Here is a 15,526-nt window from a genome sequence, read left to right on the forward strand (position 1 = left end):
ATACCTTGCCGCTAAGCCATCACTCTTCAATGTTAGGGCAGAAATCCAAGTTAATTTATTGGGAGGGACATATGTCCTACGAGAATATTCTGGTTGAGACACGCGGCAAGATTGGCCTGATTACGCTAAATCGCCCGAAAGTATTGAATGCACTGAACAGCGATCTGATCGCTGAGCTTGATGAAGCACTGAACGTATTTGATCGTGACCCTGAAATTGGCGCGACAGTCATCACCGGCTCCGAGAAAGCCTTCGCGGCGGGCGCTGACATTAAAGTGATGGCAGAATACGACTATCCGCAGACCTATCTGATGGACTTCATCACCAGCTGGGATCAGATCGCACAAAAGCGTAAGCCGATCATCGCAGCCGTCGCAGGCTTCGCGCTGGGCGGTGGATGTGAGCTTGCCATGATGTGTGATTTCATTCTGGCGGCAGAATCTGCGCAATTCGGTCAGCCAGAGATCAAACTTGGCGTTATGCCAGGTGCAGGTGGTACACAGAGATTAACAAGGCTTGTTGGCAAGTCAAAAGCAATGGAAATGTGCTTGACAGGCCGTATGATGGATGCTGCAGAGGCTGAACGTGCCGGTCTGGTTTCCCGCGTTATTGCAAATGAAGACCTGGTTGCTGAAGCAATCAAAGCTGCTGAAAAGATTGCAAGTTTCTCGACTCCAATTGTTATGATGACGAAGGAAAGTGTAAACCGTTCTTACGAAGTAACACTTGCTGAAGGCATTCGTTTTGAGCGTCGCTTGTTCCATTCTATGTTTGCAACCAGCGATCAAAAAGAAGGTATGAAGGCGTTCATTGAAAAGAGAAAACCTGAATTCGAAGACGGATAAGCCGTTTTTAGGCAGGTCTACACCTTTTTTCGTTGACGAGGCTAAGACTCCCAACTATAAGCGCTCCACAACCAGAGGCGGATTTTGTTCGCCACTGAATTCGTTTGATCGGGGCGGCTTTGGGCGGTCTCGTTCGCGATTTGAAAACAGTTCTTACTGACAGATCAGGACAGAGCCCATGGCCAACACTCCTTCGGCCAAGAAGGCGGCACGTAAAATTGCTCGCCAGACGGCCACTAATAAGGCTCGCCGTAGCCGCGTACGTACTTACGTTCGTAAAGTGGAAGAAGCAATTGTCGCGGGTGACCAGACAGCTGCTAACGAAGCATTCAAAGTTGCACAGCCTGAGATCATGCGTGCATCTGCTAAAGGCGTTATGCATGCGAACACTGCGTCTCGCAAAGTATCCCGCATGAATGCCCGCATTAAGGCACTCGGCGCCTAATCCAATTTATTTGGACTAAAAGAGCCCGGTCGTATGGCCGGGCTTTTTTGTTAGCTGGATAAGCTTACCCTAGGATAAAACTGGGGCATTTTCACGGCGGATAGCCTGTGGACTAGTCTCGGAGCCTGTCAAGGAAAATACCTAAAAAACAATGACTTGGCTCTAGGTTAAAATTGTCACAGTTGAAATAAGCAGATTCTTGGTGAGTCAAGAGATGGCCGGATAATTTTTTTTTATTCGCTTCCCGCGCCCACCATTAACCAAGCGCATATCGAGAAAGTTGTTGAGTTCACTGCTTTTTGCCGAACTTAGCCGTTGACGACATATGAGCTTGACCTTGCGTCATAGAAAGGGCATTTGCGTTTTGTAAACTTTCCGCTATTGCGGGACCAAAATCGGCTGTGTATGGTCAAGAAGAAGTCGGGTTGCTACCCGATCCCAGCATACAAGTTAGAAGAATCGAACCAGGATCGGGCAAAGCTGGTCAGATGGCGTAAAGTCTAGGCGTTGCATTTTATAGTAATTGCAATTTAGACTACTAGAGTTGTTGCGTCATTTTGCTGCTATTGTTGCTTTTCCTTCTGATCTTTCTTGAATTTCGATTTTGAGTCTTTTTATAGTGGCTTACTCATTTGGGTGAGCAAACGTAATGCGTCTAGGTTAGTAAATGGAAGTATCTATGCATGAGTCCTATGCAGGTGATCGAAGCGTAACGGAAATTTTCGAGAGCCTTAAAGCTGATGGTTCTGCAATTCTTGTAGATGTAAGAACCAACGCTGAATGGACCTTCGTAGGCATTCCGGATCTTTCCAAATTGGAGAAGGAAGTCATCCTTGCTGAATGGCAGGGTTTCCCATCCAATGGCCCTCATGAGGGCTTTGCGAGTCAACTTTCTGACGCATTGACGCAAAAAGGACTTGACCAAAACGCTGCAATCTTCTTTTTGTGCCGCTCTGGAGTTCGGAGTAAGGCCGCAGCGATAGCGATGACAGCCCTTGGCTACAAAAACTGCTACAACGTAGCAGGTGGCTTTGAAGGTGGTCATGATGCTGAAGGTCATCGAGGCTCGGTTTCTGGGTGGAAGGCTCAAGGTCTTCCGTGGAGCCAAGGATAGCTCCCAAGAAATATTAGAATTTAGCAACGGTGTGTGGGCGCCACACCGATGTGATGTTTTTGTCTAATGACAACGAAATAAAAAAGCGTCTGGTTCAACAAAGCTCGTAATGAGCGCAATAGATTTGATGGTTGAGTATCTGTGGCGGAATACTCAACGGCTGCAAGGAGGCGAGCATGCACGTTCAGGAAGCTCCAGGGCCGGAGCAATGGGATCGCGTTAAGAAACGTCTACGTGTTGAGCTGGGTGAAGATGTATTCTCCAGCTGGTTTGCACGCGTAGACATGGAAGGGCATACCAACGGCACCGTTCGTTTGTCTGTTCCTACGCGGTTTTTGAAGCAATGGATTCAGTCTCATTATTCAGAGCGTCTGATGGGACTTTGGAAAAATGAATGTGATGACATTCATAAGATCGAGCTCACCGTTCGCGGTGCCGTTCGTCCCCGTCCTGCAGCGGCAAAGCCTGCTGCACGCCCAGCACTGGGTGGCAAGACTGATATGCGCCCAATTCAGGTAAATGATCCTGTTGGTCTGCGCGCAACGTCCCCAATGCCATCGATGATGGGCGGTCGAGGTGGTCGTTCCGACCTTTCTTCTAAAGACGTACTCGAAGGGGCATCCCTCGATCCGAAATACGTCTTCGAAAGTTTTGTTGAAGGTGAATCCAACGTTCTGGCTCTTGCAGCAGCAAAGCAAGTTGCAGGCGGCGGTGTCGTAACCTTTAACCCGCTTTACCTCCATGCTTCTGTAGGTCTTGGTAAGACCCACTTGATGCAGGCGATTGCAAATCAAGCCCGTATGGCTGGTCGCCGTGTTCTGTACCTCACCGCAGAGCATTTCATGTACCGCTTCGTTGCTGCGCTTCAGGCGCAGTCTGCAATGTCCTTCAAGGAAACTCTGCGTTCTATCGATCTTCTTCTGATCGATGACATGCAGTTCCTTCATGGCAAGCAGGTGCAGCAGGAGTTCTGCCACACTCTTAATGCATTGATTGATGGTGCTCGTCAGGTTGTTGTTGCAGCTGACCGCGCTCCGGCTGAGTTAGAAAGCCTGGATGACCGCGTTCGCTCCCGCCTGGCAGGTGGTCTGGTCGTAAATATCTCCGAACCAGATTTCCAGCTTCGTCGCGCTATCATTGAAGACCGTATGCGTGCTCAGCAGCGCTCATATCCGAACTTCACTGTGCCGGAGGCCGTTCTGGACTACGTTGCACGCAACGTAACCTCTTCAGGTCGTGATCTGGAAGGTGCTTTGAACCGTCTCGTTGCACATAATCAGCTGACAAACTCTCCGGTAACTCTGGAAATGGCTGAGATCACTCTGCGTGATCTCATTCGTGCAGCTGAACCACGTCGCGTTAAAATCGAAGATATTCAGCGCGTTGTGTCCAAGCATTATAACGTCACAAAAGCAGATCTGCTTTCTGCACGCCGCACACGAACTATCGTGCGTCCTCGTCAAATCGCTATGTATCTCGCTAAGATGATGACCCCACGTTCTCTGCCAGAGATCGGTCGTCGCTTCGGCAATCGTGACCACACAACAGTGCTCCATGCAGTTCGCAAAATTGAAGAGCTCTCCAAGGCAGATAACGGCCTTGCGCAGGAGCTGGAACTGCTGAAGCGTATGCTGGACGCCTAGAGCGCATTCCATTTGATTGGTTTCAATCAAATGATCTGAATGAGCTCTAGCAAAGAACTTAGAGCACGATGTGTGAATACAGCGTGCTCTAATAAGCGTCCTCTACACGGGGCTATATGAATTCCTTGCAGGAATTTGGTGATTATTGGGGCGCTGCTTGCAGCGCCCCTCTTGCATTTTGAGCGCTAAACGTGCAGTTTGAACGGCCCTACAGCAGATTAAACTCGGCGTAATGGGCGAGTGCAGACCAGGTGGGCCTCTGCACTGAAACTGGGCAATTTGTATTAGTAATTCGCGGAGTTCGCTGCACCAGCGCGATGCTCCGCCCAGAAGAATGGACGTTTCGCATGAAAGTGACACTTGAGCGGACCGAGCTTTTGAAGTCTCTGACCCACGTACACCGTGTGGTGGAACGGCGGAACACCATTCCGATCCTCTCCAACGTTTTGCTGCAGGCTGAAGGTGGCAACCTCAAGCTTAAGGCAACTGACTTGGATCTTGAGGTCGTGGAAAGCATCGCGGCAATGGTCGAAACACCAGGTGGAACCACAGTGCCAGCTCACATGATCTACGAGATCGTGCGCAAGCTGCCAGATGGTTCTCAGGTTGTTTTGGAAACTTCTAGTGATGGCAGCACCATGGAAATTCGCGCCGGGCGGTCCCGCTTTGCGCTGCAAATCCTGCCAGTCACTGACTTCCCTGATCTGACTGCGGGTGAGTTCACCCACAGCTTCACCATGACCGCAGGTGGCATCCGTAAGTTGATCAACAGCACTCAGTTTGCGATCTCTACAGAAGAAACCCGCTACTACCTCAATGGTATCTACATGCACTCTCTGGACGCCGGCGAAGGCCTGCGTTTGCGCGCTGTTGCAACGGACGGACACCGCCTCGCTCAGGCTGAGCTTGAGGCGCCGGAAGGTTCAGATGGCATGCCGGGTATCATTGTACCGCGCAAAACCGTTGGTGAAATTCAGAAGCTGCTGGATGATCCGGAAGTTGAGATCAAGGTTGAAATCTCTGAAACCAAGATCCGCTTCACCATTGGCGATATCATCCTGACATCGAAGCTCATTGACGGCACTTTCCCGGATTACGAGCGCGTCATTCCAAAAGGAAACGACAAGGAACTGCGCGTTGACCGTGATGCTTTCAAGGAAGCTGTCGATCGCGTTTCCACCATCGCATCTGATCGTGGCCGTGCAGTCAAAATGTCCCTGAGCGAAGGTAAGATCGTTCTGACAGTCACCAATCCGGATTCTGGTTCTGCGACTGAAGAAGTTGCAGTTGAGTACGACAACGAAGAATTCGAGATTGGCTTTAACTCTAAGTACTTGTTGGATATTGCAGCTCAGCTGGAAGCAGATTCTGCGCTCTTCACACTTGCGGATTCCGGTTCTCCGACCCTCGTTCGCGATGAAGGCAGTGATGAAGCGCTCTACGTTCTGATGCCAATGCGCGTTTAAATGTTTTGCCCTCGGTCCTAAGCCGGGGGCATTTTTCTTCTGATGCATATTCCCGAAAAATGGCAGCTAATTTTCGATAGGAATATGCTCAAACTTCATGTAACCAGAAAGAGCCTGAATGTCGGATCCAGTGCCTGTGGCGCTCACTCGCCTCGCGCTAACGGATTTTCGAAACTACAGCGCAACAAGCGTTGAGTTGAACAGCCGAATGGTCGCTTTTGTCGGCGACAACGGCGCAGGCAAAACCAATATTCTGGAAGCAATCTCCTTTCTTTCTGCTGGCCGTGGTCTCCGCCGCGCAACACTGGGTGATATCGCCCGTGCTGATGGAACAGGTGGTTGGGCCGTTAGTGCTATTTTGGATGGCGAATTTGGCGAGACCCGCATCGGCACAGGTTTAACTGCCGGAGAACCCGGACGCCGCGTCCGCATAGATGGCGAAGAAGCCCGCTCTTCAGAAGCTCTATTGGAATACCTGCGTGTGTTGTGGCTGGTCCCCTCCATGGACGGTTTGTTCACGGGTTCAGCTTCTGATCGACGTAAATTTCTTGATCGTCTGGTCCTCTCCCTCAATCCGTCTCATGGCAGAATGGTCGCAAGCTTTGAAAAAGCACTGCGCCAGCGAAACCGCCTGTTGTCTGAAGGCGGAACGCCCGAGTACCTTGATGCCATCGAAGCGCAGGTTGCTGAGCTGGGAACCGCTGTTGCTCTGGCTCGCAGTGAAACTGTCAGCCTTCTGGCCAAAACGCTGGAAGTGCAAAAGCAGCTTGGCCTCCCCTTCCCGTCCGCAGAAATCCACCTGCAAGGCGCGTTTGAAACTGCAACCATCGGCATGAGCGCGTCAGATCGGGAAGACTGCTATCGGGATTTGCTGGTGGAAGGACGTTTCCGAGACCGCGCCGCAGGGCGCACTCTGGATGGTCCGCACCGCTCTGATCTCTACGTGGTCCATAGTGAAAAGCAAATGCCTGCGGCTCAAGCTTCAACCGGAGAGCAAAAAGCCTTGCTGATCGGTTTGGTTCTGGCACATGCCGACCTCACCTCATCGATCTCCGGTATGACGCCAATCCTGCTGTTGGATGAAGTCGCCGCCCATCTGGATCCGGGTCGCCGTGAAGCGCTCTTTACACGGCTGGAAGCTTTGGGTGGTCAGGTCTTCATGACTGGGACTGACGAAAACCTCTTCAAAGACCTGCCAACTGCAGCACAGATTTTCGAGGTTACGAATGGCGGCATTGCGTTAAGCTAAAGGCTTCATGATTGAGCTGGCTTGAAGACAAACCGTTTTTATCTCGCTTGTCAGAGAAAAATCCTTGTGATTATTCTTAGAAGGTATTCATGAAAAGCAGAGACAAGCTTTCCGATGCGAATACGCAAACTGCGTTCAACGCCCTATCTCTGACCTAAGTGATCCCTATGGACTTGCAAATTCTCCTCGTTTTCGGGGCAACTCTGTTTGTTGTCGCCATTACACCGGGCCCTGCAATTACGGCTCTGGTTTCGCGTACACTTGGTTTTGGGCTGCAAGGCACGCTCACTTTTGTCTCTGGCATGCTGATTGGCAGCATGTGTTTGTTTATTCTGGCAATCCTGGGTCTGGCGAAACTAGCAAGCACCTACGTGCTGGCGTTCACCATCGTCAAATACGCGGGCGCTGCTTACCTGCTGTTTCTAGCCTGGAAGCTCTGGCGAGCCAGCAGCCTCCAGACAGCTCAGACAAATGAAAACACCACCGCTATGCCGCAAAGCAGCAAAGGCAGTGCCAAAACGCTGGTCTCTGGCATGTTGATCACGCTTTCCAACCCCAAAGGTCTGCTGTTCTACGCGGCTTTGATGCCAAGCGTGGTGCCTATGGAAACCATCACGGCCATTGGTTTGGTTGAATTGATGTTTGTTACGCTTGCTGTGTTGTCACTGGTCTTTGCAATCTATATTGGTGTGACCGTACGGGCACGAAGCCTCCTGACCTCAGAAAAAGCCGTAAAACGATTGAATAAGAGCGCGAGTGTCGCAATGTTTGGCACCGCTGCTACAATCGTGGCGCGATAAAAAGAGCAATAAAATGGAACTGGCAGTTCTTTTGTTTTTTGCAGGAACCTTGTTCGCTGCAGCCATCACACCGGGCCCCGGCATCGCCGCTTTGCTCGCCCGTATTTTCGGACAAGGCATGCGTGGCACACCTATGTTCGTTGTCGGTATGATCTGTGGTGATCTGTTCTGGTTCACGCTTGCAATCATGGGGCTGGCAGCCATTGCGACCAACTACGCGATCATTTTCATGGCGCTTAAATGGGTTGGAGCTGCCTATCTGCTTTACGTCGCATGGGGTATGTGGAACTCAAAAGGCGTAACCCCAACGCAAGATGGTGATGCAGCTGTGGAGGCATCCTCACGTTTCACAGCTTTGCTTGCTGGTCTCTCAATGAACCTGTCCAACCCAAAGGTCGTGATCTTTTATATGGCGCTGATGCCGAACATCGTGCCCATGGATAAGATCAACTTGCTGGCTTATTGGGAACTGGCAGCAACCATGGCCAGTGTGTTGTTCATCGTTTTCGGCATCTATGCCTATCTGGCAGTCTCTGCAAAGAAGCTGATTTCGTCGCAAAAAGCATTCCAGCGTCTGAACAGAGGTTCCAGTGTGGTAATGGTCGGTGTGGCTGCAACCATGGTGACCCGCTGAGCAATTAGCCTTTTAATACGGCGCTTGCGGAAGACTGCGGCGCCGTAAACTGAAAGTGCTCGTCACCAAGAAAGAACCGCTGCAGTTTTATGGATGTAACCAGCCTTGCCCTGTTCGGTGGCACGCTTTTCACATTAGCGATCATTCCCGGCCCTGCTGTTTTTGCAATCATCGCCCGCGCTATGAGCTTTGGCAGCAGCGGTGCAGTGCTGTTCTGTTTGGGCTTATTGAGCGGTGATCTGCTCTGGTTTTCGATGGCTGCACTGGGGCTAGCAGCAATTGCCAGCAGTTTCTCCGAGGCATTCGTGGTGTTGCAGTGGTTAGGTGCTGCGTATCTCACCTATTTAGCCTGGGGCATCTGGAAGAGCGCAAATGCGGCTCCTTCTGAGGAGTACAGCAACTCAATCCCACCACAATCTTCTGCGAAGACATCCTTGTTTGCTGGGCTATTGTTCAACCTGTCAAACCCCAAGGCAATCATGTTCTACCTCGCGCTGATGCCCAATTTGGTCAGCGTTGAGGAAATGAGCCTGCTGGGCTTTGTTGAGCTCGCCGCTGTGCTGTCAGCCATCTTACTGATCATCAACGGTGCCTATTCATTTCTGGCAGTCAAATTTTGCCAGTTCTTGAGGTCAGAAAAGACGATGTACCTGATTAATAGAATGGCTTCTCTGGGACTTCTCGGTATCGCAGTCCTGATGATTACACGGTAGCAATATCACCGATAAGTCGTTTCAATTTTCAGAAAATGCCAGGCACAAAAATGAAAACTTGGGGTGCTAATCGTGCAAGCAAATCCATGGGATGCACGCTAAGGAAATTATCCCCCCTTAAAAATAGTGTTTATGCAATATTTCCCTTGGTTTACGAGCGCTTAAACTCCCAGATTGCTTGAACCATTTGCCCAACCAATTATAACATGAACCCTAATGAAAACCGTTGTGTGAAGTGATTCGAATGAGCGAAACGTCGACCCCTGAGAATGGCGGACCTGAGCAGGAAAATGGCGCAGGTGAATACGGTGCAGATTCCATCAAAGTGCTGAAAGGCCTAGATGCTGTACGTAAACGCCCCGGCATGTATATCGGTGATACCGATGATGGCTCGGGCCTGCACCATATGGTCTATGAGGTTGTCGACAACTCCATCGATGAAGCGCTGGCCGGTCATGCCGATTATGTGACCGTTACGTTGAACGCTGATGGTTCTGTCTCGGTAACCGATAACGGACGCGGTATTCCGGTAGATATTCACTCTGAAGAGGGAATTTCTGCGGCTGAAGTTATCATGACCCAGCTCCATGCTGGTGGTAAGTTTGACAGCAACTCCTACAAGGTATCCGGCGGTCTGCACGGTGTGGGTGTTTCTGTGGTGAACGCACTGTCCACTACATTGGAGCTGCGTGTATTCCGCAATGACAAAGAGCACTTCCTTCGCTTCCATCACGGTGAGGCTGAAGCGCCTTTGAAAGTTGTCGGCGACGCTCCGGGTAAATCCGGTACTGAGGTGACCTTCACTCCATCTCCTCAAACCTTCACCAAAATTGAGTTTGATTACGACACCCTTGAGCACCGCCTGCGCGAGCTGGCCTTCCTCAACTCCGGTGCCCGTATCATCCTGACAGACAATCGTGGTGTTGAGCCTCGTGTTGAAGAGCTCTACTACGAAGGTGGTCTGGAAGCTTTCGTTCGTTATCTGGACCGAGCCAAGCATCCGCTCATCGAAGAGCCTGTTACAATGATTGCCGAAAAAGACGGCATCACTGTAGAAGTGGCCATGTGGTGGAACTCCAGTTATCACGAAAACGTTCTGTGCTTCACAAACAACATCCCACAGCGTGACGGTGGTACGCACCTTGCTGGTTTCCGCGCCGCTCTGACACGTCAGTTGACCGGCTACGCAGATTCATCAGGGATCCTGAAGCGTGAGAAAGTAAACCCAACTGGCGAAGATTGCCGCGAAGGCCTGTCCTGCGTGCTTTCTGTAAAAGTGCCTGATCCAAAGTTCTCCTCCCAGACCAAAGACAAGCTGGTTTCCTCAGAAGTCCGTCCGGTGGTTGAGAACCTCGTTGGTGAAGCGCTGTCTACATGGCTGGAAGAAAACCCGGCCCCAGCAAAGTCCATTGTTTCCAAAGTGGTGGAAGCTGCGAGCGCTCGCGAAGCTGCTCGTAAAGCTCGCGAGCTCACACGCCGCAAAGGCGCGCTGGATATCGCGTCCCTACCCGGTAAGCTGGCCGATTGTCAGGAGCGCGATGCTTCTAAAGCTGAACTCTTCATAGTGGAGGGTGATTCCGCGGGTGGCTCTGCCAAACAGGGCCGTGACAGATCAAATCAGGCTGTGCTGCCGCTGAAGGGTAAGATCCTGAACGTCGAACGCGCACGTTTTGATAAAATGATCTCCTCGCAGGAAATCGGCACGCTGATCACTGCATTGGGAACAGGTATCGGCAACGAGGAATTCAACCTCGAAAAGCTCCGCTACCATAAGATCATCATCATGACCGATGCGGACGTCGACGGTGCGCACATTCGTACGCTGCTGTTGACCTTCCTCTTCCGTCAGATGCCTGATCTGATTGAGAACGGCTACGTCTATATCGCTCAGCCTCCGCTTTATAAGGTTACGCGCGGCAAGTCCGAGCAGTACCTGAAAGATGAAGCGGCCTTTGAAGAATACCTGATCGGCAGTGGTCTGGATGAGACGTCACTCAGCCTTGCAAGTGGCGAAGTGCGCATGGGTGAAGACCTGCGTAGCGTCGTTAATGAGGCTCGTGAAATCTCCGACGTTCTCAACGGCCTGCATTCCCGCTACAACAAAGCTGTCGTCGAACAGGCTGCAATTGCCGGTGCGCTGAACTCCGACAACCTGCACAACCACGAAAAAGCGCAGGAAGCTGCTGCTTACATCGCGCGTCGCCTGGACATTCTGGCTGACGAGTTTGAGCGTGGTTGGGAAGGTGAAGCAACTGAAGAGGGTGATCTCATCTTCAGCCGTGTTGTTCGCGGCGTGAAAGAAGTCACCACGATTGATGCTGCCCTACTGGCTTCTGCAGATGCGCGTCGCCTCGACAGCTACTTCAAGCATTTGGATGAGGTCTATCACAAGGCTGCATCCTTGGTGCGCAAAGACAAGTCTGTCGAAATTCGCGGCCCACAAGCCCTTCTGGAGGCTGTTTATGCGCAAGGGCGCCGTGGCATCTCCATGCAGCGCTATAAGGGTCTGGGCGAGATGAACCCAGAACAGCTTTGGGAAACCACGCTGGACCCGAATGTACGCTCTCTGCTGCAGGTGAAGATCAAAGAAGCGGATGCCGCGGATGACATCTTTACCAAGCTGATGGGCGATGAAGTTGAGCCACGACGTGACTTCATTCAAACTAACGCACTATCCGTTGCGAACCTCGACGTTTAAGCAACGCACAAGCGTAAGAAACAACAAAAGCCGGATGCTTCTGCACTCCGGCTTTTTTCATGCGCTGCTCCAGCAGAAAACTGGCGACGGTCTAAATGGAAAGACTGAGGAACGTATGCTCTGACATCCAACGATCAAACAGGAAGCTCACATGTCCACGCGCAGCGTTTGCAGCTTCTTCAGGCGTGCCATTGCAGTGCGTTTCGATGATCGCAATATGCTTTTCATGAATGTCAGCACCATTGAGTGGAATGTCTCGGTGAGACAGCGTCACACGATGCATATGGAGCGCACAACGTTCCAGAATTGGCTCTAGTCCGCGCAAGTTTGCCTGACGGAACAGAGTTGCATGGAAGAGGCGGTCATAAGCGCTGCAAAGAAACACCTCGTTGTCATCGGCTGCCTGACACATAGCATCCAGAATTTCGAAGAGCCGGTCACGCGTCTCACTTGAAATATTAGAGGCAATCATTCGTCCGGCTTGCTCTTCCAGCTGCATGCGAATTTTGACAATCTCGACAGCTTCAGCGCGGCTGATACCCGCAACGCGAGTGCCTTTGTAATCGTGCCGTACCACCAAGCCGGATTGCTGAAGTTTAAGCAAGGCCTCACGTACAGTTCCTTGCGCGCAATCACACGCATCAGCTACCGTCTGTTCGGCAATTGCTTCACCAGGCTTAAGAGCACCAACTATGATTTGTTCTTCCAGGTAAAGATAGACAGCGTCACTTTTACGATTGCTGGTGGATGACCAGGGAGAAATTCCAAAGCGAGAAACGAGGGAGCGGTCCGAGATCGAGTGCAGCATGACAGAAAGCGCTTTTTTTTGGATAGAGACGAATCCGAGAGCACATTACACCAAATAGCTTCGGATTTCTCATCACAGGAACACCATAAGCACGTATAGCGTGTAAACTATGTTACGTGCAATTGTAAAATATAGTTCCTTAGGGGTAGGGCGTATTGTTGCGCTCTTCATTGTAAGTATTATTTAATCGAATGAAAAGACATAATTTCAAGGCTATAAATTCTAATTAATTGGCAGTTTTGAAGAGTTTCAACCAACGGAACAGGAAATATAGCAGACAAAAATAAATTAATTTAGCCAGCTCATTTGTCCACAAAAGAAGGAGCACATAGAGGCAATTATGTGCTCCTATCCAAAACTATGCGATCAGGATTCTGGTTTGATCATCACAGTTCCAGAAGCGTAGGCGTAAATTTTGCCTTCTTCGTCGACGATTTCTCCGGCAGAGATCCCGGTCTGACGCGTCATGCTGACCACGCGGCCTTCAGCGTATAGAACCTGCCCTACCTTAATGGGACGTATGTACTTGACGTTGAGTTCTGAGGTGCCGCGGAAATTGAAGGCGTCTTTGAGCTTGGTTTGAACAGCGAGTGAAAGCACGGAGTCCAACGCGGTCGCAGCATAACCGCCATGCACTGTACCACCCGGATTGAGATGATCATTCGTTGGCATGCATTTAAAACGAACCAGACCATCCTCAATGCAATCAAGGTCTACATTCATGGTTTCCGCCATTGGCGGACGATTGCCCGCTTTCTGCATGGCTTTCAGGAACTCCAGTCCTGACATCACTTTTACTTCCATCTTTTCAATCCGTCCTATTGAAAATCTTTGAGATAAAGGCGTAATCCTGCAAGTGACTGCTGGTGTCCAATCAGATTACGCAATGAAAACAATGCTCAAATGAATTTGAGCGCTAGCCTAGAGTCGGGTGAGAAGCGCCTTGAGATCGTCCCTCTCACGATCACTCAGCTCTGCAAGAAATCTGGCGTTTGCGTCTTCGGTTAAACTGTCAAGAATTTCGGAAACTTCCTGACCTTGCTTGGTGAGGAAAATATGCTGGGTCCGTCGGTCTTCCGGGCTTGCTTTGCGCTCCAGATACCCGGCGGGGCAAAGCCGGTCCAGCACACCGGTAAGTGTTGCATTGTCCAGTTCGGCAGCCTTGCCCAGTTGAGACGTTGTGCATCCGTCTTGAACAGCAAGGGCTTGCAACACAATAGATTGGACCGGTGTGAGCCCCAGTTCTTCCAGTTGCTTCTTGTAGAACCGCGCACCACTTCTGGCGCTGCGGGAAAGCAGATAAAAAATGCAATTATCTAAGCGCATCACAGACACTCCATAAATTTTGCATACAAATAGTTTGCACACAAAGTATAACGGCGCAATTGATACTTTGGACAGGGGAGAAAGGAAGCTACAGCAAGTTGTAGCTTCCAGTCCGGAAGGCTTTAAGCGACTTCGCGGGTCTCGGTCAGGATGACTTCAAAGCCTTCAAAGTGTGGGCCGCCTAGATAGAAGTTCATGCGGGTGCCAGCGCCTTTATGAGCAGACGCAAACGCTTCAGACTTCGTCCAACCGACAAAATTCTCATAGGTATCCCAGGTGGTATGGGATGCATAAAGGGTATGGTCTTCAGCTGTCTCGCCTTTGAGCATACGAAATTCGATGTAGCCGGGAACGGAGCTCAGGTGACGCTCACGATTTTTCCAAACGGTTTCAAACTCTTCTTCTTTGCCCCGCACCACGCGGAAACGGTTCATTGCGATGTACACGCCGGAACTCCTTAGCCAATTAGTACATGAGCCTTTCCAGTCAAAAGCTCAGCAAAGTTTCAGGTCTTCAGAGCCACTCTCAAAACACATACCACAATAGGAATGGGAGGGGTATGCGGAGGCTGGCTAGCGATTTAAACCGCTTGGCTGGCAAAATGGTCTTAACGATACGCCATTTAAAGGCTCTCGATCCGCGTATGTAGAAAAATATGAATTTAATAGTCAAGTATTATTTCTTATATTTGCCTGTCTTCCTTCCCAGCTCAATTTAGAGATTGACCCGATATATAAATATGAGTATTTCACTCATGTTATTTTGAAAGATAGCGTTTTACAAACTGGGCGAATTTGGGAAGCCAGAAGCCACTCATGCCCGAAGGAATGAAATACCTCCTCTCAAATGGGTGCTACCATGCGTGTTCTAACCAGAGCCCTCGATTCATTTTCTCTCATGCTTCCTTATGTGGCCGCAGCGCTCCTGAGCTTGTTCTTTGGAGTGTTTATCGGTCAGGTCCAGGCTGAGGGCACACAAAATGATCAGCGTATTATCTCGATTGGCTCATCTCTGACAGAAATTGTCTACGCACTGGAAGCTCAGGATCGGTTGGCCGCTGTCGACACCACAAGTCTCTATCCCGAGGAGGCAACAAAGCTTCCCAACGTGGGTTACATGAGAGCTCTTAGTGCAGAAGGCGTGCTCGCAACCAATCCAGATCATATCCTCATGATGGAAGGTTCTGGCCCACCAACGGCGGTTGATGTCCTCAAAGCTGCTTCTATCAAGCTGACGGAAGTGAAAGAGGTTTATTCCCCGGAAGGCATTCTTGAGAAGATTGATGTGGTCGGAACCGCATTGCAGCTTCCAGAGGAAACAAAAGCGCTGAAAGCGAAGGTCAAAGCAGATCTTGATGAGGCAATAGCCTACGCACATCAGCAAGCAAAACCGCTCAAAGTTGTCTTTGTCATCTCTGAAGGAGGTGGAAAACCGCTGGTTGCAGGCCGCGAAACAGGGGCTCATGCCGTGATTGGACTAGCTGGCGCAACCAACGTGTTTGCAAACCTGCGCGGCTACAAACCAGTCTCTAAAGAAGCGTTGATTGCAGCGGCTCCTGATGTTGTGATGATGATGTCTCGTCCGGGCTCAAGCGACCAATCAGAAATTCTCAAAGAACCAGGTTTCAACCTCACCCCTGCAGGCCTAAACGGCAATCTCATCGTCATGGATGGCGTCTATCTCCTCGGCTTCGGCCCTCGCACAGCGCAAGCCCTTCGAGATCTGAGCGATCGCTTTGTGAAAATCGCAGCTAAATCTGACATAAAATCGTGAGGTCAGGCGGCA

Annotated in this window: 15 protein-coding genes; 11 read left to right on the forward strand and 4 right to left on the reverse strand. The window is 50.6% G+C overall.

Annotated features, from left to right (window positions below; translation table 11 throughout):
• The first annotated feature begins 71 nt into the window (after positions 1–71).
• The 10 genes from PsAD26_RS01885 to gyrB all read left to right on the forward strand — a co-directional run bounded on the left by PsAD26_RS01885 (position 72) and on the right by gyrB (position 11,607).
• Positions 72–845 (forward strand): enoyl-CoA hydratase, encoded by a 774-nt coding sequence (locus PsAD26_RS01885; RefSeq protein WP_063309056.1) that lies wholly within the window; start codon positions 72–74, stop codon positions 843–845.
• Between the two features lie 178 nt (positions 846–1,023).
• Positions 1,024–1,290: a 30S ribosomal protein S20 gene (gene rpsT / locus PsAD26_RS01890; RefSeq protein WP_063294711.1), complete on the forward strand. Its 267-nt coding sequence runs from the start codon at positions 1,024–1,026 to the stop codon at positions 1,288–1,290.
• A gap of 679 nt (positions 1,291–1,969) precedes the next feature.
• Positions 1,970–2,404 (forward strand): rhodanese-like domain-containing protein, encoded by a 435-nt coding sequence (locus PsAD26_RS01895; protein WP_063309057.1) that lies wholly within the window; start codon positions 1,970–1,972, stop codon positions 2,402–2,404.
• A 176-nt stretch (positions 2,405–2,580) separates the two neighbouring features.
• Positions 2,581–4,047: a chromosomal replication initiator protein DnaA gene (gene dnaA / locus PsAD26_RS01900; RefSeq protein WP_057463134.1), complete on the forward strand. Its 1,467-nt coding sequence runs from the start codon at positions 2,581–2,583 to the stop codon at positions 4,045–4,047.
• Between the two features lie 347 nt (positions 4,048–4,394).
• Positions 4,395–5,513 (forward strand): DNA polymerase III subunit beta, encoded by a 1,119-nt coding sequence (dnaN, locus tag PsAD26_RS01905; protein ID WP_063309160.1) that lies wholly within the window; start codon positions 4,395–4,397, stop codon positions 5,511–5,513.
• 118 nt (positions 5,514–5,631) lie between these two features.
• A complete protein-coding gene (gene recF / locus PsAD26_RS01910) occupies positions 5,632–6,762 on the forward strand; it encodes a DNA replication/repair protein RecF (protein ID WP_063309058.1) in 1,131 nt (376 codons plus the stop codon).
• A 167-nt stretch (positions 6,763–6,929) separates the two neighbouring features.
• Positions 6,930–7,562 carry a LysE family translocator gene (locus tag PsAD26_RS01915; RefSeq protein ID WP_063309059.1) on the forward strand — a complete coding sequence of 211 codons (633 nt, stop codon included), beginning with the start codon at positions 6,930–6,932 and terminating at the stop codon, positions 7,560–7,562.
• A 13-nt stretch (positions 7,563–7,575) separates the two neighbouring features.
• Positions 7,576–8,196, forward strand: a complete 621-nt coding sequence (locus tag PsAD26_RS01920; protein WP_063309060.1) for a LysE family translocator — start codon at positions 7,576–7,578, stop codon at positions 8,194–8,196.
• Between the two features lie 89 nt (positions 8,197–8,285).
• Positions 8,286–8,909, forward strand: coding sequence for a LysE family translocator (locus PsAD26_RS01925; protein WP_063309061.1), 624 nt, complete (start codon positions 8,286–8,288; stop codon positions 8,907–8,909).
• 244 nt (positions 8,910–9,153) lie between these two features.
• The gene (gyrB, locus tag PsAD26_RS01930) at positions 9,154–11,607 is read left to right on the forward strand and encodes a DNA topoisomerase (ATP-hydrolyzing) subunit B (RefSeq protein ID WP_063286294.1); all 2,454 of its coding nucleotides are present in this window, start codon (positions 9,154–9,156) and stop codon (positions 11,605–11,607) included.
• Between the two features lie 91 nt (positions 11,608–11,698).
• Here gyrB and PsAD26_RS01935 read toward each other — a convergent pair whose 3' ends face one another.
• From PsAD26_RS01935 to PsAD26_RS01950, 4 genes are all read right to left on the reverse strand, one after another.
• A complete protein-coding gene (locus PsAD26_RS01935; protein WP_063309062.1) occupies positions 11,699–12,415 on the reverse strand; it encodes a GntR family transcriptional regulator in 717 nt (238 codons plus the stop codon).
• Between the two features lie 366 nt (positions 12,416–12,781).
• Positions 12,782–13,219: a PaaI family thioesterase gene (locus tag PsAD26_RS01940; protein WP_063309063.1), complete on the reverse strand. Its 438-nt coding sequence runs from the start codon at positions 13,217–13,219 to the stop codon at positions 12,782–12,784.
• Between the two features lie 117 nt (positions 13,220–13,336).
• The gene (locus tag PsAD26_RS01945) at positions 13,337–13,741 is read right to left on the reverse strand and encodes a MarR family transcriptional regulator (RefSeq protein ID WP_057463126.1); all 405 of its coding nucleotides are present in this window, start codon (positions 13,739–13,741) and stop codon (positions 13,337–13,339) included.
• Between the two features lie 122 nt (positions 13,742–13,863).
• Complete coding sequence (locus PsAD26_RS01950) at positions 13,864–14,187, reverse strand: antibiotic biosynthesis monooxygenase (RefSeq protein WP_057463125.1); 324 nt, start codon at positions 14,185–14,187, stop codon at positions 13,864–13,866.
• A 412-nt stretch (positions 14,188–14,599) separates the two neighbouring features.
• Between PsAD26_RS01950 and PsAD26_RS01955 the strand changes: the two genes are divergently transcribed.
• Complete coding sequence (locus PsAD26_RS01955; protein WP_244278127.1) at positions 14,600–15,514, forward strand: ABC transporter substrate-binding protein; 915 nt, start codon at positions 14,600–14,602, stop codon at positions 15,512–15,514.
• The last annotated feature ends 12 nt before the right edge of the window (positions 15,515–15,526 follow it).

Source organism: Pseudovibrio sp. Ad26 (genome assembly GCF_001623285.1).
Lineage (GTDB): Bacteria > Pseudomonadota > Alphaproteobacteria > Rhizobiales > Stappiaceae > Pseudovibrio > Pseudovibrio ascidiaceicola.